Origin of the sequence: Nonomuraea typhae, assembly GCF_009760925.1 — a bacterium.
Classification (GTDB): domain Bacteria; phylum Actinomycetota; class Actinomycetes; order Streptosporangiales; family Streptosporangiaceae; genus Nonomuraea; species Nonomuraea typhae.
This window is the reverse complement of record NZ_VRLV01000021.1, coordinates 114,580-135,936: the sequence shown is the minus strand read 5'-3', so window position 1 is coordinate 135,936 and position 21,357 is coordinate 114,580. Positions and strand designations below refer to the sequence as shown.

19 protein-coding genes are annotated in these 21,357 nt (G+C 71.5%); 6 read left to right on the top strand and 13 right to left on the bottom strand.

Annotated features, from left to right (window positions below; genetic code table 11):
• Positions 1–25 precede the first annotated feature (25 nt).
• The 3 genes from recD2 to FVE25_RS48830 all read left to right on the top strand — a co-directional run bounded on the left by recD2 (position 26) and on the right by FVE25_RS48830 (position 4,550).
• Entirely contained in the window at positions 26–2,128 is a 2,103-nt protein-coding gene (recD2, locus tag FVE25_RS48840; protein WP_219825649.1) for an SF1B family DNA helicase RecD2, read from the top strand.
• Positions 2,129–2,345: 217 nt separating this feature from the next.
• Positions 2,346–3,941, top strand: a complete 1,596-nt coding sequence (locus tag FVE25_RS48835) for an MFS transporter (protein WP_181019722.1) — start codon at positions 2,346–2,348, stop codon at positions 3,939–3,941.
• Positions 3,942–4,031: 90 nt separating this feature from the next.
• Positions 4,032–4,550, top strand: coding sequence for a pyridoxamine 5'-phosphate oxidase family protein (locus tag FVE25_RS48830; protein WP_157249767.1), 519 nt, complete (start codon positions 4,032–4,034; stop codon positions 4,548–4,550).
• Here FVE25_RS48830 and FVE25_RS48825 read toward each other — a convergent pair.
• The 9 genes from FVE25_RS48825 to FVE25_RS48785 all read right to left on the bottom strand — a co-directional run bounded on the left by FVE25_RS48825 (position 4,547) and on the right by FVE25_RS48785 (position 14,369).
• Positions 4,547–4,978 carry a hypothetical protein gene (locus FVE25_RS48825; protein ID WP_157249766.1) on the bottom strand — a complete coding sequence of 144 codons (432 nt, stop codon included), beginning with the start codon at positions 4,976–4,978 and terminating at the stop codon, positions 4,547–4,549. The two genes, FVE25_RS48830 and FVE25_RS48825, sit on opposite strands and share 4 nt — an antisense overlap.
• A gap of 98 nt (positions 4,979–5,076) precedes the next feature.
• The gene (locus FVE25_RS48820) at positions 5,077–5,430 is read right to left on the bottom strand and encodes a nucleotide pyrophosphohydrolase (protein ID WP_157249765.1); all 354 of its coding nucleotides are present in this window, start codon (positions 5,428–5,430) and stop codon (positions 5,077–5,079) included.
• Positions 5,427–5,864 (bottom strand): hemerythrin domain-containing protein, encoded by a 438-nt coding sequence (locus tag FVE25_RS48815; protein ID WP_157249764.1) that lies wholly within the window; start codon positions 5,862–5,864, stop codon positions 5,427–5,429. The genes FVE25_RS48820 and FVE25_RS48815 overlap by 4 nt, the downstream gene beginning before the upstream one ends.
• A 19-nt stretch (positions 5,865–5,883) precedes the next feature.
• The gene (locus FVE25_RS48810) at positions 5,884–7,347 is read right to left on the bottom strand and encodes an alpha/beta fold hydrolase (RefSeq protein ID WP_157249763.1); all 1,464 of its coding nucleotides are present in this window, start codon (positions 7,345–7,347) and stop codon (positions 5,884–5,886) included.
• A 141-nt stretch (positions 7,348–7,488) separates the two neighbouring features.
• Complete coding sequence (locus tag FVE25_RS48805; protein ID WP_157249762.1) at positions 7,489–8,817, bottom strand: family 2B encapsulin nanocompartment shell protein; 1,329 nt, start codon at positions 8,815–8,817, stop codon at positions 7,489–7,491.
• Positions 8,814–10,955, bottom strand: a complete 2,142-nt coding sequence (locus FVE25_RS48800; RefSeq protein WP_157249761.1) for a terpene synthase family protein — start codon at positions 10,953–10,955, stop codon at positions 8,814–8,816. Before FVE25_RS48800 ends, FVE25_RS48805 begins: the two co-directional genes overlap by 4 nt.
• Positions 10,955–12,343 (bottom strand): family 2B encapsulin nanocompartment shell protein, encoded by a 1,389-nt coding sequence (locus tag FVE25_RS48795; RefSeq protein WP_246267473.1) that lies wholly within the window; start codon positions 12,341–12,343, stop codon positions 10,955–10,957. The genes FVE25_RS48800 and FVE25_RS48795 overlap by 1 nt, the downstream gene beginning before the upstream one ends.
• Entirely contained in the window at positions 12,340–13,284 is a 945-nt protein-coding gene (locus FVE25_RS48790) for a 4-hydroxy-3-methylbut-2-enyl diphosphate reductase (RefSeq protein WP_246267472.1), read from the bottom strand. Before FVE25_RS48790 ends, FVE25_RS48795 begins: the two co-directional genes overlap by 4 nt.
• On the bottom strand, positions 13,281–14,369 hold the full coding sequence (locus tag FVE25_RS48785) for a polyprenyl synthetase family protein (protein ID WP_219825648.1): 1,089 nt from the start codon (positions 14,367–14,369) through the stop codon (positions 13,281–13,283). Before FVE25_RS48785 ends, FVE25_RS48790 begins: the two co-directional genes overlap by 4 nt.
• Positions 14,370–14,500: 131 nt before the next feature.
• Between FVE25_RS48785 and FVE25_RS48780 the strand changes: the two genes are divergently transcribed.
• Both FVE25_RS48780 and ispG read left to right on the top strand, forming a co-directional pair.
• On the top strand, positions 14,501–16,237 hold the full coding sequence (locus tag FVE25_RS48780; protein ID WP_157249759.1) for a 1-deoxy-D-xylulose-5-phosphate synthase: 1,737 nt from the start codon (positions 14,501–14,503) through the stop codon (positions 16,235–16,237).
• Entirely contained in the window at positions 16,234–17,340 is a 1,107-nt protein-coding gene (ispG, locus tag FVE25_RS48775; protein ID WP_157249758.1) for a flavodoxin-dependent (E)-4-hydroxy-3-methylbut-2-enyl-diphosphate synthase, read from the top strand. Before FVE25_RS48780 ends, ispG begins: the two co-directional genes overlap by 4 nt.
• Here the strand turns inward: ispG and FVE25_RS54150 are convergent.
• Positions 17,334–17,492 (bottom strand): hypothetical protein, encoded by a 159-nt coding sequence (locus FVE25_RS54150; protein ID WP_181019721.1) that lies wholly within the window; start codon positions 17,490–17,492, stop codon positions 17,334–17,336. The genes ispG and FVE25_RS54150 overlap by 7 nt on opposite strands.
• A 172-nt stretch (positions 17,493–17,664) precedes the next feature.
• Between FVE25_RS54150 and FVE25_RS48770 the strand changes: the two genes are divergently transcribed.
• A complete protein-coding gene (locus FVE25_RS48770; RefSeq protein ID WP_157249757.1) occupies positions 17,665–18,975 on the top strand; it encodes a sulfatase family protein in 1,311 nt (436 codons plus the stop codon).
• Here the strand turns inward: FVE25_RS48770 and FVE25_RS48765 are convergent.
• The 3 genes from FVE25_RS48765 to FVE25_RS48755 are packed head-to-tail and all read right to left on the bottom strand — an operon-like array spanning position 18,910 to position 21,312.
• Entirely contained in the window at positions 18,910–19,344 is a 435-nt protein-coding gene (locus tag FVE25_RS48765) for a VOC family protein (RefSeq protein WP_157249756.1), read from the bottom strand. The genes FVE25_RS48770 and FVE25_RS48765 overlap by 66 nt on opposite strands.
• Positions 19,328–20,641 carry a HAMP domain-containing sensor histidine kinase gene (locus FVE25_RS48760; RefSeq protein WP_157249755.1) on the bottom strand — a complete coding sequence of 438 codons (1,314 nt, stop codon included), beginning with the start codon at positions 20,639–20,641 and terminating at the stop codon, positions 19,328–19,330. Before FVE25_RS48760 ends, FVE25_RS48765 begins: the two co-directional genes overlap by 17 nt.
• The gene (locus FVE25_RS48755) at positions 20,638–21,312 is read right to left on the bottom strand and encodes a response regulator transcription factor (protein ID WP_157249754.1); all 675 of its coding nucleotides are present in this window, start codon (positions 21,310–21,312) and stop codon (positions 20,638–20,640) included. Before FVE25_RS48755 ends, FVE25_RS48760 begins: the two co-directional genes overlap by 4 nt.
• Positions 21,313–21,357: the final 45 nt, after the last annotated feature.

Below are 21,357 nucleotides of genomic sequence, written 5' to 3'. Positions count from 1 at the left end.
GGTGCCATGGCCTAGGGTTCATCGCGTGGAGGTCTCCGTCGAACAGCTCGTGTTCGTGCGCGACGACGCCTACACCGTGGCCAGGATGAGCGCCGACGGCCGGCCCGGATTCGTGGCCGCCGGCCGGGCGCTGGGCGGCGTGCAGCCCGGCGAGACGCTCCACCTGACCGGCGACTGGGAAGAGCACCCCCGCCACGGCCGCCGCCTCGCGGTCACCGCCTGCGAGCGCGTCACCCCCTCCACGATCCGCGCGATCCAGCTCTACCTCGGTTCCGGCCTGATCAGAGGCATCGGCCCCCGGCTCGCCCAGGCCATCGTGGGCCACTTCGGCGAGCGCAGCCTGGCCGTCATCGACACCGAGCCCGCGCGCCTGCGCGAGGTCATCGGCATCGGCCCCATCCGGCAGGGCCAGATCGTCGAGGCGTGGGCCGACCAGAAGGCGATCGCCCACCTGATGGTCCTGCTCCAGGGCTATGGCGTCAGCCCGCTGCTGGCCGCCAAGATCTACCAGGTGTTCGGCGCCGACTCGGCCGAGGTGCTGGCCAAGGACCCCTACCAGCTCATCGGCCGGGTCAGGGGCATCGCCTTCGCCACCGCCGACCGCATCGCGCTGCGCTCCGGGGTGCCGGAGAGCAGCCCCCAGCGCATCCAGGCGGCCCTGCTCGACCGCCTCGACGCGGCCGCCAGCGGCGGCGGTCACTGCTTCCTGTCCCCGACGGCGCTGGTCACCCAGACCATCGACCTCATCGAGCAGGACGAGGAGCTGATCCGCCAGGGGCTCGACGCGCTCACCGCCGCCCGCCGGGTGGCCCGCGAGGCCGACGCCGTCTACCCCAAGGAGCTCCACGCCCGGGAGCTGCGGCTGACCACCGAGCTGACCCGCCTGGCCGGCGCCCGCTCGACGTTGCGGCTGCGCGCCTACCAGGAGGACGACACCCTCAACGACGACCAGCGCGCCGCCGTCACCATGGCGCTGACCAGCACGCTGTCGATCCTCACCGGCGGCCCCGGCTGCGGCAAGAGCCACACCGTCAAGGCGATCGCGGCCACGGTCCGGGCGATGGGCGGCACGGTCACGCTGTGCGCCCCCACGGGCAAGGCGGCCAAGCGGCTGTCGGAGCTGACCGGCCTGCCCGCGATGACCGTCCACCGCATGCTGGCCTACGAACCCGACCCCGAGGCGCTGTTCGACGAACGCCCCGTGCGCGCCGACCTCGTCGTGGTGGACGAAGCCTCCATGCTCGACCTCGGGCTGGCCACCCGGCTCGCCGCCGCCCTGCCGTCCGGCGGCCATCTGCTGCTGGTGGGCGACGGCGACCAGTTGCCCAGCGTGGGCCCGGGCAGCGTGCTGACCGACGTGCTCCGCGTCGAGAGCATCCCCCGGGTCCGGCTCACCCAGGTCTTCCGCCAGGCCGAGGGCAGCGCCATCATCCGCGCCGCCCACCGCATCCGCGCCGGCGAACTGCCCGCGCTGCCGGGTGGCGGCGGCTTCTGGTTCGAGGAGCTGGACGACCCCACGGCCATCGCCGACCGCGTGGTCCACCTGGCCACCGTCGCCATCCCCCGCAAACAGGGCGTCGCCCCCGGCCAGGTGCAGGTGCTGGCCCCCATGCGCAAAGGCACCGCCGGCACCGCCGAGCTCGGCCGCCGCCTCCAGGACGTCCTGAACCCCGCCGCCGACGGCAAGCCCGAGCACTGGTCCGGCTCCACCTGCTTCCGGGTCGGAGACCGGGTGATGCCCATCCGCAACAACTACGACAAGGGCGTCTTCAACGGCGAGACCGGCACGATCACCCGGCTGGTGCCGGAGGAGCGCCAGGTGGACGTGCTCATCGACGACGGCGAAGCGGTCACCTACACCTTCGACGAACTGGACGACCTCACCCACGCCTACGCCATCAGCGTGCACCGGGCCCAGGGCAGCGAGTATCCCTTCGTCGTGGCCCCCTTGGTGGCCGAGTCGGGCGGCATCATGCTCCGCCGCCGCCTGCTGTACACCCTGGTCACCCGGGCCCGCTCCTGGGTCGTCCTGGTCGGCCAGCGCGCCGCCCTCGAGCTCGCCGTCCACCGCCTGGACCGGCGCCGCAACACCAGCCTGACCGCCCGCCTCGAAGCCGCGGGCCTGTGATCGGGGGCCTGTTGTAGGGCGCTGGGTGAGTTGCTAGATTCCCTCTTGGCTTCTCACCGTTGGGCACTTCGCCTCGCCAACCAGCTTCTCCGGGTCCCGATGGCCGCGGAAAAGGTGGAAGTCGCACCGCACCTGGGACAAGGGCGTGCGCAGCATGGCGAGCGGGCCGGTTCTCCGACCCCGTCCGTATGCCCCGGGCTCTCACCACCTTGCCCAGGTGACCGTGTTCATGGAGGTCACCCACGTGACAGAAGCCAAGCCGGTCACGCAGCGGCCGTGGCTGGTCCTCGCCGTCCTCTGCGCCGGATTCTTCATGGCGTTGCTCGACGGAACCATCGTCAACATCGCTGTCCCGACCCTGATCCACAGCATCGACGCCTCCTACAGCCAGGTGCTGTGGGTGCTCGACGCCTACCTGCTGATCTTCTCGGTGCTGCTGGTCACCACCGGGCGCCTCGGGGACATCTTCGGCTACCGCCGCCTGTTCCTGATCGGCGTCACGGTCTTCACCGTGGCCTCGGCCCTGTGCGGCCTGGCCACCTCGGGAAGCCAGTTGCTGGCCGCGCGCGTGCTGCAGGGAGTGGGCACGGCGCTGCTGTTCCCGCAGGTCATCTCGTCGATCCTGACGATCTTCCCGCCGCACCTGCGCGGCCGCGCGTTCGGCCTGTTCGGGGCGATCGCGGGCCTGGCCCCGGTCTGCGGGCCGATCGTCGGCGGCTTCCTCCTGGCCCAGGCCGGCTGGCGCTGGATCTTCTTCATCAACATCCCGATCGGCGTGATCACGATCGTGCTGACCCTGCTCCACGCCCCGGCCATGCGCTCCGGCCGTACCCGCCGCCTCGACCTGACGGGCGTCGCTCTGGCCACCGCCGGGCTGACCGGCGTCGTCTTCGGCCTGATCGAGGGTGGGCGCTACGACTGGGGGACCATCGCCGGCCCGATCACGATCGGCTCCGTCATCGTCACCGGCGTCGTGCTGCTCGTGCTGTTCGTGCTCTGGCAGCGGCGCGAGAAGAACGAGCCCCTCATGCCGCTCGCCCTGTTCGCCACCAGGAACTTCACGATCGGCAACGGGGTCGGGTTCGTCTTCTACGCCGGCATGATGGCGATCCCGTTCGCGCTGGTCCTCTACCTGCAGTCGGCCCGCGGCTACAGCCCGCTGGAAACCGGGCTGGTCCTGCTGCCCAGCGCGATCGTGACCGCGATCGGCTCCGCCTGGACCGGCCGGCTGACCGAGAGGATCGAGGCCAGGCACATCCTGATGTCAGGGCTGGGGCTGCTGGCCGCCGGACTGCTCGTCCTGACCTTCACGACCGGCCCGGACACCGGCGCCTGGGGCCTGCTCCCAGGCCTGATCATCATCGGCCTCGGCAACGGCGCCACCTACACCCCGCTGCAGCAGGTCACCATGCACGGCGTGCCGCCCCACCTGGCCGGCGCCGCCTCCGGCACCGCCAACACCATCCGCCAGATCGGCACCGTCCTCGGCATGGCCGTCCTGGGCGCCCTGCTCTCCGCCCGGCTCAACGCCGCCCTCGCGGAGAACGCCGGACGACAGGCCGCTCAGCTGCCCGCACACCTGCGCGACGCGTTCCTGACCGCCACGGCCGGCGGCGCCGGGCGCTTCCGCCCGCCCAGCCCGCCCACCGGCCTCGGCACCGGCGATGCCGCCCTGTTCCAGCGCCTGGGCCACGAGGCGTTCACCGCGAGCTTCACCACCGCCATGCACGCCACCTTCCTGGCCGCCGCCGCCATCCTCATCGCCGCCACCGCCTGCTGCACCCTGCTGGCGAAACAGCGGAAGACCGGCTGACCACCCTCACCCGCCGGCGGACGGGACCGCGATGAGTTCCGCTCCGCCGGCGGGTCTATCCCTGTGTCCGCCACGCGCTAGGAGGATCCGATGAGCGACCAGACACCCGCCGACGTCACCAACCTCGACCGCTACGGCCACGCCCCGCTGCCGTGGGAGCGCGCGCTCGCCCAGCTCACCGCTTCCACGGGACCCGAGATCAGCTGGTTCCTCGGCACCGTGCGCCCCGACGGCCGGCCGCACGCCACCGGGGTCGGAGCCATCTGGTACGGCGGCGCCGTCCACTTCACCAGCGGCCCGCACGCCCGCAAGACCCACAACCTGGAGGCCAACCCGAACTGCACCTTCTCCGTCCGGCTCGAGGGGATAGACCTGAACCTCGAGGGCACCGCGCACCGGGTCACCGACGCCGCCGAGGTCGCGGGCGTGGCCGCCAGGTACGCCGAGCTGGGCTGGCCCGCGAGCGCCGAGGGCGACGCCATCACCGCCCCCTACAGCGCGCCCAGCGCGGGACCGGCGCCCTGGTACGTCTACCGCTTCTCGATGCGGGTGGCGTTCGGCGTCGCCACGGCCGAGCCGCATGGCGCGACCCGCTGGCGCTTCGCCTAGAACTTCCCGCACACCTTGTCGGTCAGCGCCTCCGACTCGTCGATCTGAGCCTGGACGCCGGAGACCGCCTCCTGCACGTCGCCACCGCCGTCGGTCGCCTTCTTGACCGCGTCGGCGATCTCGATGTTGAGCTGCAGCGCCTTGACCAGGTCGGGGTCCTTGGCCTGCTCGACGAGCTTGGCGCTGGACTCTCCGGCCGCGGCGATCAGCCCGGCGACGTCGGGTTCGCCGCCCTGTTCCATCTCCGCCTTGACCTTCTTCAGCTCCTCGCAGACCGGGTCGGCGGAAGCGGGCGCGGAGGTGTCCGCCGTGGACGGGGCGGACGTGGACGGGGCCGCGGACGGGGCCGCTGCGGGCTTGGCCGTGGCGCCGCATCCGGTCAGGGCGATGGCCGCGGACACGGTCGCGAGCAGAAGCTGGTGACGCATATGTGGTCCCTCCGTAAGTCCTCTGAGATACGGAGGGAGCTTCGCGCAGGCCGATAGACGGCCGATGGACAGCGCGTTTACGCCTCGTTGGCGGCTGATCAGCCGGGCGGCAGGGGCGGGGCCTTGCGTGCCGAGCCGCGGTAGGTGCTCACGTCGTAGCGGGCCTCGCTCTGGTCGAGCTTGGCATGCGCGGCCGCCAGCAGGTCGACGCCCAGCACGTCGGCCAGCCGTACCAGATAGCCGGTGACGTCGCCCAGCTCGGCCACGACGCGCGCCCGCGCCTCGGGGTCGAGGTCCTCGTCGGGGCGCAGCCACTGGAACTCGGCCACCAGTTCCCCCACCTCTCCGGCCAGGGCCATGGCGAGGTTCTTGGGGGTGTGGAACTGGCCCCAGTCGCGGGCCTCGGCGAAGGCGCGCAGGCGGGCGGCCAGGTCGCCGAGTTCGGTGCTCATGGCGTGGGCTCCAGATAGGGGCGCCACTCGGGCAGGTCCAGGGCGTCGAGGGCGGCGACGATCTTCCGCTCCTCGAAGGCGAAGTGGGACTCCATGATGGCCGTCAGGCCGTCCAGCTCCGCCAGAGCGGCCTTCGGGTCGCTGCCGTCCAGGGCGGAGATGCGGCGCAGGATGTCGGCCACCAGCTGGTGGTCCTCCTCCAGCTGGGCCAGGACGGGGCGCAGCTCGGGATGGCGCTCGGCCAGGGCCGGGAAGGCGACGGCGTCCTCACCCGTGTGGTGGCGGGTCAGGGCGGAGCAGAAGGCCAGGCAGTGGGCGCGCAGGTCGGCCGGGCGGCCGCCCGCGCCCAGGTCCTCGCGCAGCCGCGCCAGCTCCTCACGCAGCCATTGGTGGGCCTCGATGAGCTGGGTTCCGAACGCGGCGATCTCGTGCATGGGCCCCGATCCTAGAGGGTCAGGGCGTGGTGGTGACTCCAGGAGGCGTGCTCGTGCAGCGCGGGGTGGCGGGCGGGAGCGTCAAGGAGGTCAGGTAGCCGGCCGCGTAATCCGCCTGGCAGCCTCGGTTGTACAGCTTCATGGCATGCGTCCAGTCGGGCAGCACGGTCAGCCGGGCGCGGTCGCCGAGCTGACGGGCGACGTTCTCGGCCCAGGCCGGCGGGGTGGCGTTGTCGTAGCGGCTCTGCAGGAGCAGCAGCGGCGTCACCGCCTTGCTGACGGCCGGGCGCTGCGGGTTCTTGACCGGCGCCGGCCAGCCCTGGCAGGCCAGCACGGCCTTCAGCGCGTTGGGCGAATACCGCATGGTCGGCGCGACGGCGGCCGCGGCGGCCAGGTCGGCCTTGACCGCGGCGGCGTCCCGGTAGGCCATGGCGTAGTCCTGGCAGAGGATGGGATCGGCGTAGTTCAGCCGCTTGGGCATGGTGTCGTCGGCGTCGGTCTTCCAGGGCTTGCCCTTGTCGAGCGCGTTCAGGAACATGCCCGCCGCCGGCCAGGACGGCGTGAACAACATCGCGTCGATCGTCGCCGTCACCGTGTACGGCGTCCAGGGCCGCCCGGCCTCGTCCTCGCCCAGCTTGCCGCGCTCGGCCTTGGCCAGCACCCGCCGGTAGGCGGCGGCCGGGTCCGCGACGGCGCACTCCTTGTCCTTTGCGCACCACTGCGCGAACTGGCCGAAGGACTCCTCCAGCGCCTTGGCCGCCGAGACGGTGAACGTGCGCCGGTCGATGCTGTGGTCCATCACCCCGTCGAGTACGGCCCCGCGCAGCCGCGAGCCGAACCTGGCGGCGTACTCCTGGGCCAGCAGGGTCCCGTAGGAGTGGCTGTAGACGGTCACCTTGTCCGCGCCGATGGCCTGCCTGACCAGGTCGAAGTCCTTGGCGGCGCCGGCGCTGTCCAGGTGGTCGAAGACCGGGCCGGTGAGCTTCCTGCACGCCTCGGCCAGCCTGGCCGACGACTCCTTCAACGCGGCGAGCCGGGCGTCCGAGGTGGGGACGCGCTGCGGGTCCACGGCCATGACCTGGTCGGACGGGCAGGTCAGCGGGCTGCTTTCGCCGACGCCGCGCGGGTCGAGGCTGACGATGTCGTAGCGCTTCTCCAGCCCGCCGAACTCCTTGCTCGCCTTGAGCGTCTCGACGCCCGACTGCCCGGGGCCGCCGGGCAGGTACACGATCGTGCCCTCGGACTTGGGCGCCTTCCGGCGGGCGATGGCGATCTCGATCTGCGCGCCCGCGGGCCGCTCCCAGTCCAGGGGCACCTTGACGCGCGCGCACTCGGCGCCCTCGCCGCCGGCGCAGGGCCGCCAGGCCGCGGCGGGCGGGCTCGGCTTCGGCTTGGCCGGCTGCCCGGCGGGGGCGGCCGTGGTGCCGCAGGCGGCCACGACTACCAGCGGGGTCAGCAGGGCGAGGGTGGTACGGATGTGCACGGAAGACCTTTCGCTCGTGTTCACGAGCATCCTGCTGCACCACCGCGCGCCCGCGAATCGGCCGAAGTGCTCAACGTCGCAGGTCAGGGGTCGGCCGGATGACCGACCCCCGACGTCATCCCCCAGGCTGACGCGCGAAGATCACACCTCGACGTTCTCCAGCACGCCGAGCGCGTCGGGCACCAGCACGGCCGCCGAGTAGTACGTGGTGACGAGATACCGGGTGATCGCCTTGTCGTCGATGCCCAGCTTGCGCACCGACACCCCCGGCTCGCACTCGTCCGGCAGCCCCGTGCGGGTCAGCCCGATCACCCCTTGCTTCTCCGTCCCGGTGCGCATGACCACAATCGAGCTGAGCCCGGACTCGGTGACCGGGATCTTGTCCGTGGGCAGGATCGGCACCCCGCGCCAGAGCATGACCCTGGCCCCGTTGACCTCGCTCACGTCCGGCACGATGCGCCGCGCCGTGCACTGCCTGCCCAGCGCGGCGATGGCCCGGGGGTGGGCGAAGAAGTAGTGCGAGCTGCGCCGCCGCGACAGCAGCTCGTCCATGTCGTCGGGCGTGGGCGGCCCGCTGCGCGTCTGGAAGCGCTGCTTGAGGTCGGCGTTGTGCAGCAGGCCGAACTCGCGGTTGTTGAACAGCTCGTCCTCCTCCCGCTCGCGCAGCGCCTCGATGGTCAGCCGGAGCTGCTGCTGCGTCTGGTCCATCGGCCCGTTGTACAGATCGGCCACCCGCGTGTGCACGCGCAGCACCGTCTGCGCCACGCTCAGCTCGTACTCGCGCGGCCCCCGGTCGTAGTCCACGAACGTGCCGGGCAGGTTCGGCTCCCCGGAGTGCCCGGCGGCCATCGCGATCTCGGCCTCGCCGTGCTTGTTGCTCGGCCCGGTCCGGAGCGGGCGCTCCAGATGGGCGCGCAGGCTCTCCGAGCGTTCGCGGAGCCGGTCGGCGTCCTCCCGGGAGAGCACCAGCACCGTGCAGGCGGTGACCGCCCTGGCCGGTTGCGCGCCCTCGCCGGTCAGGTCGCCCAGGTGGTCGCCGTCGGCCAGCATGCCGAGCACGGCGGCCCTGCCGTACCCGCTGACCCCGGTTTTGGCGATCTTGCCGTGCGCGACCAGGACGATCTGCCCGTCGGGCACGTCCGCGCCCTCGTCCAGGTCGTGCTGGACGAAGCGGGCGGCGAGCTCCCCCAGCGCCTCCTCGTCGTCGAAGTCGTGCAGCGACGGCAGCTCGCACAGCTCCGCAGGGATCACCTGTACGGCGGCGCCGACCGAGGTGAAGCTGACCCGGCCGTCGCCGATGGTGTAGGTGAGGCGCCGGTTCACCCGGTACACGCCGCCGACGGCCTCCTCGAACGGCAGCACGTGCAGCAGGTGGCGGGGCGTGATCTCCCGCATCTGCGGGACGGATTTGCTGGTGGTGGCGAGCTTGCGCGCCGCGGCGGTGGACAGGCTGAGCAGGTTGTCGGTCATGGCGCGCCGATCGGTAGCAGGGACTGGATGCGGGCCGCCGCGGTGCCGAGGCCGGTGGGGCCCTGGGTCCAGCGCACGGCATGGGTGTGGCGGAGTTCGTGTTCCGGATAGCGGATGGTGAGTTCGTGCCAGCGCAGAATGCCGGCCATCCAGTCCTGGAGGCCGGTCACGTGACGGGCGACCGCGGCGCGCAGCCCGTCGTCGGCGCCCCGCTCGGCGAGCATGGCCGGCAGGTCGTCCGCGGCGACCTGCTCGAACTGGGCCAGCCGGGCGTTCAGCAGGTCGGTGACGATGGCGACGGCCTCGTCCACGCCGCAGTCGAAGAAGGTGCGCATGACCAGCACGGCGTTGTGCAGGTCGCCTTCGAACTGGATCTCCTTCTGACAGGAGAACAGGTCGTTGAGCAGGCACGCGTAGTCGGCGGCCGCCCCCGCCAGGGCCAGGAGTTCGCGGCTGCGCCGGATCTCCTCCGGCAGGGGCTCAGGGCACGACAGCCGGACGGTGAGGTCGGCGCCGAAGGTCAGCCGGCGCATCTCGAGGTAGTCGACCGGATCGGGGATCCGGTTCTGCACCAGGTTGGCAAGTTCCCACTCCCAGCTGTCGATCATGCTCTCGACGTCCCGGCGCAGCCTCCGGCGCTCCTCGGGAGGCAGGAGGCCGGCGGTCCGCGGCCACAGGTCGGCCAGTCCGCGTTCCACGGCGTTCACCGGCGCCGTGAGCGGGAGCAGGTCGAGCGGCATGAACGCGCGCAGCCGCCGGTTGGACAGCTTCGCGCCGGTCAGGTCGTGCGCCTTGCCGAAGACCCGGGGGTAGTAGTCGTCGGCGTAGGTGCCCCAGGCCAGCCAGTCGGCCGCCCGCTCGAGGGCGTCGGGATCGGCGTCCGGGGCCGCGCCGGAGGCGCACAGCGCGAAGTCGAAGCCGTGCATCTGCCGCTCGCTCCAGATCGCCGCGGCCGGCAGGCCGGGCAGCCCGGCCCCGAACCCCATCGCGTGACACCAGCGCACGTTGTGGGCGCGCGCGCGTTCCAGGTGCGGGTTGTCGCGGACGGTGTACGGCAGGGCGAGCGGCGGCAGCCGTACCGCGATCTCGGTGTAGGGGCGGTGGGAGAAGCTGCGCACGGCGCTCGCCACGTGGGCCGGGGAGACGTGCACCGGCCCGTCCTCGCGCCGTGACCTGGTGTAGCGGCTGGAGGACAGGTGCCAGGCGTGGCCGCCGGCCTGCCAGTCCTGCAGGCCCTTGACGTAGCGCAGCACCCGTTCCTGCTCGGGCGGGGTGATCGCGTGCTCGGCGAACAGCGGCGGCAGTTCGGTGAGCGTCGTGTGCTCGAACTGGTGCAGGCGGGAGGTGATCATGTCGTTGGTGATGTCGGCGCCGCGCTGGGTGTCGCAGTGGAAGAACCGCTCGCACACCAGCACCGAGTTCGACAGCTCGCCTTCGGCGATCACCTCGCGGTGGTAGGAGAACAGGTCGTTGCGCAGGTGTACGGCGTCGCAGAACGTCTCGGTGAGCACCCGGATCGGCCGGGTGCGCGCGATCCTGGCCGGCAGTTCCGCGTCGGCGGCGTGCTCGACCAGGCAGGCCGACCACCCGGCGCCGCCGACCTTCCTGCGTTCCTCGATGTACTCGATGGGGTTGGCGACCTGGCCGGAGCGGATGTGGAACAACTCCCACATCGACTCCTGGGTGAGGTCGCGGGTGACCGCGACGAACCGGGCCCGCCAGTCGGCGCCCATGGCCGGGACGGTTCTGGCCCACAGGTCCTGGAGAGCCAGTTCGACGGGGTTGTCCGGCTCCGGCGGATCGTCGGCCATGGACAGGTCGAGGCGGTCGAGGTATGCCTGGGCGCCCCTGTGGTCCTGGGTGCGTTTGAAGGCGTGCAGGAAGTGGTCGTCGAAGTAGAACACCCAGACGTACCAGTCGGTGACGAGGTCGAGCTCCCGCGACGAACAGTCGGGGTGGGCGTAGGCGCACATGAGGCCGTAGTCGTGCGCCTCCAGGTCGGCCGGCGTCCACACGTCGGGGTTGTCGAAGAACCCCATCCGCGCCGCCCACGCGCGGCTGTGCGCGCGGGCGGCGTCCAGGTGCGGGTTCAGCCTGGGGGGATAGGGGAGGTAGAAGTCCGGCATCTCATACGGCATCAGCCCACCTCAACGCTCTCCAGGATGCCGAGAGCGTCCGGCACGAGCACCGAGGCGGAGTAGTACGTCGTGACAAGGTAGGAAATGATCGCCTTGTCGTTGATGCCCATGAAGCGCACCGACAGACCGGGCTCGTACTCGTCGGGCAGGCCGGTGCGCGTCAGGCCGATGACCCCCTGGGCCGCCTCGCCCACCCGCATCACCATGATCGAGCTGAGTCCGGACTCACTGACCGGGATCTTGTTGCACGGCAGGATCGGCACCCCACGCCACGACGGCGCCTTCTGCCCGTTGACCTCGACGGCCGTGGGATAGACGCCGCGCTCGGTGCACTGGCGGGCGAAGGCGGCGATGGCCCGCGGGTGGGCGAGGAAGACCGCCGGGTTCTTCCAGACCAGGGCCAGCAGCTCATCCAGGTCGTCCGGGGTGGGCGGGCCGGTCAGGGTGTGGATGCGCTGCTTGAGGTCGGCGTTGTGCAGCAGGCCGAACTCGCGGTTGTTGACCAGCTCGTGCTCCTGGCGCTCGCGCAGCGCCTCCACCGTCAGCCGCAACTGCTGCTGCGTCTGGTTCATCGGCTCGTTGTACAGATCGGCCACCCGCGTGTGCACCCGCAGGATCGTCTGCGCGACGCTCAGCTCGTACTCGCGCGGCGCCAGGTCGTAGTCCACGAACGTGCCGGGCAGCGTCGGCTCGCCGATGTGGCCCGAGGCCAGCGCGATCTCGGCCTCGCCGTGGGCGTTGAGCGCCTGGTCGGGATCGGCCGCCCACGCGTCCACGTGCTCGCGCAGCCCCTCCGCCTGTTCCGCCACCTCGTCGAAGGCCGGCCTGGGCAGGGCGAGGATCGTGCACGCGGTGACCGCCTGCACCGTGTTCTCCCACGTGCCGGTCTCCCCGGCCAGCGACCGGTCGCCGACGTGATCGCCGTCGGCCAGCACGCCGCGCACGGTCTGCTTGCCGTAGGCCCCCTCGGCGAGCACGCTGACCTTGCCGTGGGCGATGAGGATGACCTCTTCCGCCGGACTGCCGGCCTCCACGATCACCTGGCCGGGCTCGTATTCACGCTGGACGAAGCGGTCGGCCAGGGCGGTGAGCACGTCGACGTCGTCGTAGCCGCGCAGCGCGGGCAGCTCGCACAGCTCCGCCGGGATCACCCGCACGGACGCGCCGGTGTTGGTGAACGTGATCCGGCCGTCCCCGACCGTGTAGGTGAGGCGGCGGTTGACCCGGTACGCGCCGCCGATCACTTCGACCCAGGGCAGCACCTTGAGCAGGTGCCGGGAGGTGATCTCCTGCATCTGCGGCTGGGTCTTGGTCGTGGTCGCCAGATTGCGCGCGGCTTTGGTACCGAGGCTGAGGGGGCTCTCGTTGTTCAGGACGGATTCGGTCACTGCACACCACCTATCGGGGATCGGAGTTCGTGCGGGAGGGAGAAGGTCAGGCGTTCCTCGGTGAGCGTCACGGTCTCGACGTCGGCGAAGCCGCGCTCACCCAGCCAGTCGAGGACCTCGGCGACGAGATGGTCGGGGACGGAGGCCCCGGAGCTGACGCCGACGGTGGCCACGCCCTGCAGCCAGCGCTCCTCGGCCTGGGCGACGCCGTCCACCAGGTATCCGGCCCGCGCCCCGGCGGCGAGCGCGACCTCGACCAGGCGCCGGGAGTTGGAGGAGTTGGCCGAGCCGACCACGATCACCAGGTCGCACTCGGGCGCGATCGCGGTGATCGCCTCCTGGCGGTTCTGGCTGGCGTAGCAGATGTCGTCGCTGGGCGGGTCGATCAGCCCGGGGCGGCGTTCGCGCAGCTTCTCGACCGCGCCCATGGTCTCCTCCACCGAGAGCGTGGTCTGCGACAGCCAGCTGATCGGCCGGCCGGCGGGCAGCACCGCCTCGTCCACGCGGGCCGGGTCGACGACGTGGATGCGCCCGGGTGCCTCGCCGAGCGTGCCCTCGACCTCTTCGTGCTCGGCGTGGCCGATGAGCACGATGTCGTAGCCCGCCTCGGCGAATCGCACGGCCTCCTTGTGCACCTTGGTCACCAGCGGGCAGGTGGCGTCGATGGTCCGCAGGCCGCGGCCACCGGCCTCCCGCTTGACCGCGGGCGCGACGCCGTGGGCGGAGAAGACGACCAGGGCGGAGTCGGGGACCTCGTCCAGTTCGTCAACGAAGATCGCGCCGCGCCGCGTGAGGTCGGCCACCACGAAGGTGTTGTGCACGATCTGTTTACGCACGTAGATGGGCGGGCCGTACCGTGTCAGGGCCTCCTCCACGGCGCGGATGGCCCGCTCCACCCCGGCGCAGTATCCGCGCGGGGCGGCCAGCAGCACCCGCTTCACGCCAGCCGGTGTGTCAGCTGTCCGGCCATCAAGGTGAGCGCCTCCCTGGCGTCCTCGTCGATCGCGCATGTCCGCAGTTCCTCCAGTCCGGTTCTGACCCGGCCGTCGATCATCGACTCGACGCGGGTGAGTGCACGGGAGTCGACGATGACCTGCCGCAGGTCGGCGGCGCGGGCATCGTCGAGGTCGGGATTGCCGTGCCAGGTCCGCAGCAGGTGGAGGGCGGATCCGGTGGCCTCGGCGAAGGCGAGCGCGATGAGCACGGTGGCCTTGCCCTCACGCAGGTCGTCGGTGACCGGCTTGCCGGTGATCCCGGGGTCGCCGAAGACGCCGAGGATGTCGTCGCGCAGTTGGAACGCCTCGCCCATGGGCAGGCCGAAGCGGGAGTAGGACTCGAGGAGGGCGCGGGGGGCGCCGGCGAGCGCGCCGCCGATCTGGAGGGGGCGCTCGACGGTGTACTTGGCGGTCTTGAAGCGGATGACGGTGAGCGCGCGATCGACGCTCGGGCCGAGGTGCGTCTGGACGTCGAGGTACTGGCCGGCGATGACCTCGCCGCGCATCTGGTTGAACAACGCCCTGACGGCCGGGTTGGCCGCGCCTAAGAGCTCGTCGGCCCACGCCTGCGTGAGCACGCCGAGCAGGACGGCGGCGCAGTGGCCGAAGGGTTCCGCGACGGGGTGCTTGGTCGGCCGGGCCAGGCTCCGGTGCAGGGTGGGCCGCCCACGGCGCAGTTCGCTGCCGTCCATGATGTCGTCGTGGATGAGGAGACCGGCGTGGTAGAGCTCGAGGGCGGCGCCCGCGGCGACGGTGGCCGCATCGTCCGTGCCGCCGGCGCCGCGCGCTCCCCAGTAGCAGAGCAGGGGCCGGATGCGCTTGCCGCCCTTGACCACGAACTCCTTCAGAAGGCGGTGGCCTTCGGCGAGCTCGGGATCGGCGACGGGGGCGGGATGGGCGTCGATGAAGGCCGCGAGAAGCGCGTCAACGCTCGACCTGACCCGGTCGATGGCCGCCGTGACGGACTCCTCCGGTGGATCCGCGAGCTCCGCCGCCATGATCCGTTCCCCTCGTGCGAGATCGTCGGGCACACACGAGAAGCTAGGTCACGAACACCGAGAGTGAAATCGCTTGTTCCATCCACTGGAACACCCTGTTCACGGACAGGCGGCACGGAGACAGGATTCGACCACGACCGCAGTCGACCCCTCTTGGAGCAACCATGGCGGCCTCCTCTGGCCTGGAAGATCCTCTGCTCCAGACCATCTCAAGCCCCCGCGACCTGCGCCTCCTTCCCTCTGCGCACCTGCAGGCGCTGGCCCGGGAGATTCGCGAGTTCCTCATCGGCAAGGTCATGGCGAGCGGCGGGCACCTCGGCTCGAACCTCGGCATGGTCGAGATCACGATCGCTCTGCACCGCGTCTTCCATTCCCCGGAGGACACACTTCTGTTCGACACCGGACATCAGGCATACGTCCACAAACTGCTCACCGGCCGGCAGGCGGGCTTCGACACCCTGCGCGCGCTCGGCGGGCTCAGCGGCTACCCCTCGCCCGAGGAGTCGCCCCACGACCACATCGGCAACTCCCACGCCTCCACCGCGCTCGGCTACGCCGACGGCATCGCCAAGGCCCGCCGGCTCAAGGGCGAGGAGGGCCGATCGGTGGTCGCCGTCGTCGGCGACGGCGCGCTGACCGGCGGGCTGGCGTGGGAGTCGCTCAACAACCTGAGCGACGGCGAGGGCCGCCCGGTCATCGTCGTGCTCAACGACAACGGCCGCTCCTACGCGCCCACCCACGGCGGGTGCGCGCGCGTCTTCGGCCCGCTGCTGGAGAGCCTCGGCTTCGTCTACCTCGGCCCGGTGGACGGCCACGACATCGCCGCGGTCGAGCGCGCGCTGCGCACCGCCCGCACGCTGCCGAGCCCCAGCGTGGTCCACTGCAAAACCCGCAAGGGGTACGGCTACCGCCCCGCGGAGCTGGATCTCGGCGAGCACATGCACGCCATCCCGGTCAGCGACCCGCAGACCGGCAAGCCGCTGTCCGGCAGCAGCCGCACCTGGACCCAGGTCTTCGCCGAGCACCTGTGCGCGCTCGGCGAGACCCGGCCCGGCCTGGTCGCCATCACCGCGGCCATGCCCGGCCCGACCGGGCTGGACGCCTTCGGCAAGCGGTTCCCCGGCCGGATGTTCGACGTGGGCATCGCCGAGCAGCACGCGATGGTCTCGGCGGCCGGGCTGGCGATGGAGGGCTTCCACCCGGTGGTGGCCGTCTACGCGACCTTCCTCAACCGCGCCTTCGACCAGGTGCTCCTGGACGTGGCGATGCAGGGCCTGCCGGTCACGATCGTGCTGGACCGGGCCGGGATCACCGGGCCCGACGGCCCCAGCCACCACGGCATGTGGGATCTGGCGATCCTGTCGGCGGTGCCGGGCCTGCGGGTGGCCGCGCCGCGCGACGGCCGCCGCCTGCGCGAGCTGCTGGAGGAGGCCGTGGACTGCGCGGGCCCGGCGGCGCTGCGCTTCCCCAAGGCGAGCGCGGGCATCGAGCTGGCCGCGGTGGAACGTTCCGAAGGCATGGACGTGCTCTGGAGCAGCGGGCACGACGTGCTGCTGATCGCGATCGGGGCGATGGCGGAGCCCTGCCTCGAGGCGGCGGCCATGCTGAGCGCGGAAGGGGTGGGGGTGAGCGTGCTCGACCCGCGCTGGGTGCTGCCCGTCACGCCCGGCCTGCGGCAGGCGGTGGGAGCGCACCAACTGGTCGTCACGGTGGAGGACGGGGTCGTGACCGGCGGCGCGGGGGCGGTCATCGGGCAGGAGTGCGGCACCGGTCAGCGGATGCGGCATCTCGGGCTGCCCCCGGCCTTCATCCAGCACGGGTCACGGGACCAGTTGCTGACGGAGGCGGGGCTGACCGGTCCCGGGATCGCGCATGCCGTACGGAAGGAGCTGGCCCGATGATGATCGACCTCGGGATGCCGTCGAAGAGGCGGCGGGTCTCGCGACAGGTGATGGTGGGCGGCGTGCCCGTCGGCGGCGGAGCGCCGGTGAGCGTGCAGTCGATGACCACCACGCCCACGCACGACGTCAACGCCACGCTGCAGCAAATCGCCGAGCTGACGGCGGCCGGCTGCCAGATCGTACGGGTGGCGGTGCCCACACACGACGACGCGGAGGCGCTGCCGGAGATCGCCCGCAAGTCGCAGATCCCGGTGGTGGCCGACATCCACTTCCAGCCGCGCTACGTCTTCGCCGCGATCGACGCCGGGTGCGCGGCGGTGCGCGTCAATCCGGGCAACATCAAGAAGTTCGACGATCGGGTGGCCGAGATCGCGCGGGCGGCGTCGGCGGCGGGGGTGCCGATCAGGATCGGGGTCAACGCCGGCTCCCTGGACCCCCGGCTGCTGGCCAAGTACGGCAGGGCCACGCCGGAGGCGCTGGTGGAGTCGGCGTTGTGGGAGTGCTCGCTGTTCGAGGAGCACGGCTTCCTGGACGTGAAGATCTCGGTCAAGCACCACGACCCGGTGGTGATGGTCGCCGCCTACCGGCAGCTCGCGGCGCGCTGCGACTACCCGCTGCACCTGGGCGTGACCGAGGCGGGGCCGCTCATGCAGGGGACGGTCAAGTCGGCGGTGGCCTTCGGCGTGCTGCTGGCCGAGGGCGTGGGCGACACGATCCGGGTCTCGCTGTCGGCGCCGCCGGTGGAGGAGGTCAAGGTCGGCATCGGCATCCTCGAATCGCTGGGGTTGCGGCAGCGAAAACTGGAGATCGTCTCGTGCCCGTCCTGCGGACGGGCACAGGTGGACGTCTATCGCCTGGCCGAGGAGGTCACGGCCGGTCTGGAGGACTTCCCGTTCCCGCTACGGGTCGCGGTCATGGGCTGCGTGGTCAACGGCCCGGGCGAGGCCCGCGAGGCGGACCTGGGCGTGGCGTCGGGCAACGGCAAGGGGCAGATCTTCGTGAAGGGCGAGGTGGTCAAGACCGTCTCGGAGTCGCGGATCGTGGAGACCCTGATCGAGGAGGCCCTGCGGCTGGCCGGGGACTCGGCGGCGGATTCTCAGTAGGAGCTCCTTCGGGGTGCGGCGGTCGGACGGCGGGACAAGTTGGCGCGGCCGGTGGGCTGGATCTCGCGCACGGCGTGCTCACGCTTGCCGTGCTTGCCCTTGGCCTGCTCGGCGGTGGCGCCGGTGATCGAAGCGGGGAGCTTGATTCGCATCTGGTGATTCCTTCGCTCTGAAGCACTACGTTTGAAGTGCTGTCAACGTAGTACTACACACGAAGTGGTGTCAACCCTCCTTCTGAAGAACCCCTGAAGATCTCCCCCAAAACCCGACATATGGTGATGAGTGGTGAACAATTACTGACTACCGTTTTCGGGAGGTCAGGACGTGAGTCAACTCAGCAGACGCGCCTTCATCGCCGGTACGGCTGCCGCCGCCGCGGTCACCAGCGGCCCGGCGTCCGCGGCCACGCGCCCCAAACGCCCCAACATCCTGCTCATCGTCACCGACGATCACCGGAAGGAGACCGAGTGGGCGATCCCCTCGATCGTCAGCCTCATCGGCGGCCAGGGGGTTGATTTCTCCCACGGCTGCGTGACCACGCCGCTGTGCTCGCCGTCCCGCTCCTCGATCATGACCGGGCGCCTGGCCCGCCATCACGGGGTCGTCGACAACAGCGCGCCGGAGCGGCTCGACCAGGACACCACCGTCCAGAGCCACCTCCGGGCGGGCGGCTACCGCACCGGGCTGTACGGCAAGTACCTCAACGCCTGGGACATCAGCCAGGCCCCGCCGCACTTCGACGACTTCGCCATCATGCGCCCGGCCTACCGGCGGGCCCAGTGGAACGTCAACGGCACCGTCGGCCGCCGCCCCGGCTACACCACCACGCTGATCAGGCAGCACGCGCTGGCGTTCATGCGGGCCAACAAGGACGACCCGTGGTTCCTGTACCTGTCGCCGTACGCCTCCCACGGGCCGAACACCCCGGAGGACAAGTACGCCGACCTCGAGGTGCCGCCCTGGGACGGCAACCCGGCCGTGGCCGAGACCGACAAGAGCGACAAGCCCCCCTACATCCAGCGAGCCTCGGCCGACCTGGCCCGCGGGCGCGAGGTCCGCCAGGCCCAGTTGCGCACGCTCCGCTCGGTGGACGACATGTTCAAGGCGATCAGAGCCGAGCTGGTGGCGCAGGGCAAGCTGGACGACACACTGATCATCTTCATCGGCGACAACGGCTTCAGCTGGGCCGAGCACGGCCACGTCGGCAAGAGCGTGCCCTACCGGCCGGCCTTCCGGGTGCCGTTCTACCTGTCGTGGCCCGCCGGGGGCTTCGGCCAGGGCAGGGCGGACGACCGGCTGGCCGCCAACATCGACATCGCGCCGACGATCCTGGACGCCGCCGGGATCGCGCCGCGCGGCCGCATGGACGGCTTCTCGCTCCTGACCGGCCGCCGCCGCGACCTCGCGTTCCTGGAGTACCACGGCCGCCCCGACGGCACCGGGCCCGGCCTATGGGCGGCGGTCTACACCGGCACCCGCATCTACACCGAGTACTACGACGGAGCCGGCGAGGTGATCTTCCGCGAGTACTACGACCTGGGCAAGGATCCCCATCAACTGGAGAACCTCCTACGCCCCGGCGACCGGCCCCCCGCCGACCTGGCCGCCCGGCTGACCGCCGCCCGCAGGTTGTAGGCAGAACTCGTTGCCCTCCGGGTCGGCCATGACGATCCAGTTCTCGTGCCGGCCCGTCTCCCGCGCGCCGAGGCCGAGCAGGCGCTCCCGCTCGGCCTCGAGGTCGGCCGCCCTGACGTCGAGGTGCACCCGGTTCTTGACCAGCTTGGGCTCGGGGACCTTCACGAAGAAGATCCGCGGCGCCCCGTCCGGCCCTTCGACCAGCACGGTCGGGTCGTCCTCCGGGCCGGACAGGCCCATGGCGCTCAGGCGGCGCAGTTCCTCCTCGTCGTACGGCGCCACCGCGTACCCGTCGAGCAGGGCGGCCCAGAACCTGGCCTGGGAAGCGGGATGACGGCAGTCGATGACGAGGTCATGAAGCTGAGCCATCGGCCCATAGTGGCAGTCTGAGCCGGAACAGCGCGCCCGACGCCGACTCTTCGCAGGTCAGGGTGCCGCCGTGGGCCAGCGCCAGGCCGCGGGCGATGGGCAGGCCGAGACCGGCGCCGCCGGAGGCGGTGTCGTGGCGGACGAAGCGGTGGAAGATCAGCTCGCGGGCCGAGGGCGGGACCCCGGGCCCGGTGTCGGTCACGTCGACCACCGCGTGCACGTCGCGGCGGGCGACCGTCATCGTGATGGCGCCGCCGGGCGGGGTGTGGCGGCGGGCGTTGTCGAGGAGGTTGGCCAGCACCTGGCCGAGCCGCTGGGCGTCGCCGATCACCATCGCCTCCTGCCCGGCCACGCTCACCATGAGGTCGGGATCGCGCAGCCGTACGTGCTCGGCTTCGGCTTCGCACAGGGCACGCAGCTGGACGGGCTCGCGGTGCAGGCCGAGACCGGCGTCGATCCTGGCCAGCGCAAGGAGGTCGTCCACCAGGCGCCCGGCCCGGCGGGTCTCGCGCACCAGCAGGAGCTGCATGCGCTCGCGCTCCTCGGCCGGCATCGCCTGCGGCGCCTGCAGCACCGCCTCCGCCGTGGCCTGGATGCCGGCCAGCGGGGTGCGCAGCTCGTGGGCGACGTCGGCGAGGAACTGGCGGGAGCGGTTCTCCGACTCGCGGGCCTGTCGTTCGGCGCCCTCCAGCGCGTCGAGCATGGAGTCGAAGGCGGCGGCGGTGCGTCCCAGCTCGGTGTCCCTGCGCTCGGGGGTGAGGCGCTTGCCGCGCTCCCCCAGCGCGATCTGCCGGGCCAGGTCCGCCATGTCGTCCATCGGCCGGGTGGCGTGCCGTATCGTCACCGGCAGCACGAAGCCCAGCGCCGCGAGCGCGGCGATCCCGGCTATCAGCATGAGCATGCGCAGCGTGTTCCGGGTGGCGTCGATGGCCTCGGTGTCGGCGTAGAGGGTGAGCAGCGCACCGCTCGGCAGCCGCCTGGTCAGGGTGGGGGTGCCGAGGTTGGGCTGGAAGCCGCCGAGCGTGTGCTGCCGGCCGGCCAGGTCGACCAGCATCACCTCGATCCCGGCGCCGCTGAGCCGCCGCACCAGCCGGTCGGCGCGGACGTTGCGCCGGTCGAGCTGGACGGCGAACTGCACCCGATCGGCCAGCCGGTCCTCGGTCTGGGTGGTGGCCAGGAAGCCGAACAGCGCGTCCACGGCCACCAGCAGCACGACGAGCGTGGCGGCGACGACGAGGAGCGTGGAGCTGGTGACCCTGCCGCGCAGCGAGCCGCTGCGCCAGCCGTACCCTCTCATCGAGGTCCGTCCAGGACGTAGCCGAGGCCGCGCACGGTGTGCAGCACGCGCTCGCCCGTGCTCTCAAGTTTCCTGCGTAACGCGCTGACGTGCACTTCGACGAGGTTGGGATCGTAGGCGTCGTATCCCCAGACGCTGGTGAGCAACTGCGTCTTGCTGAGCACCTGGCCCCGGTGGAGCGCGAGGTGGCCGAGCAGGCGCAGCTCGGTCCTGGTCAGCTCGACCGGACGGCCGTCGCGCAGCACGATGCCCTTGTCCACGTCGATGATCAGGTTGCCGATCTGCAACGTCGAGGGGGTACGGCGCAGCCGCCGCAGCACGGCGCCGACCCGGGCGGTCAGCTCGGCCAGCTCGAACGGTTTGACCACGTAGTCGTCCGCCCCGGCCTGCAGCCCGCGCAGCCGGTCGGCGACGCCGTCCCGGGCGGTGAGCACGATGACGCCGGCGTCGCTGCGCCCGCGCACCACGTCCAGCAGGGCGAAGCCGTCGCGGCCGGGCAGCATGAGGTCGATCACGACCAGGTCGGGCTGGAAGACGTTGAGCTCCTGCTCGAAGCCGGTGCCGTCGGGCAGCCCGCGGGCCACGTACCCGGCCGAGCCCAGCCCGGACAGCACGGCCAGCCGGATGGCCTCCGCGTCCTCGACCACCATCACCCGCGCCGAACTGGTCATTCGGTCATTATCCGGGTCCACCCTTCCGGACAAAACGCCCTTAAG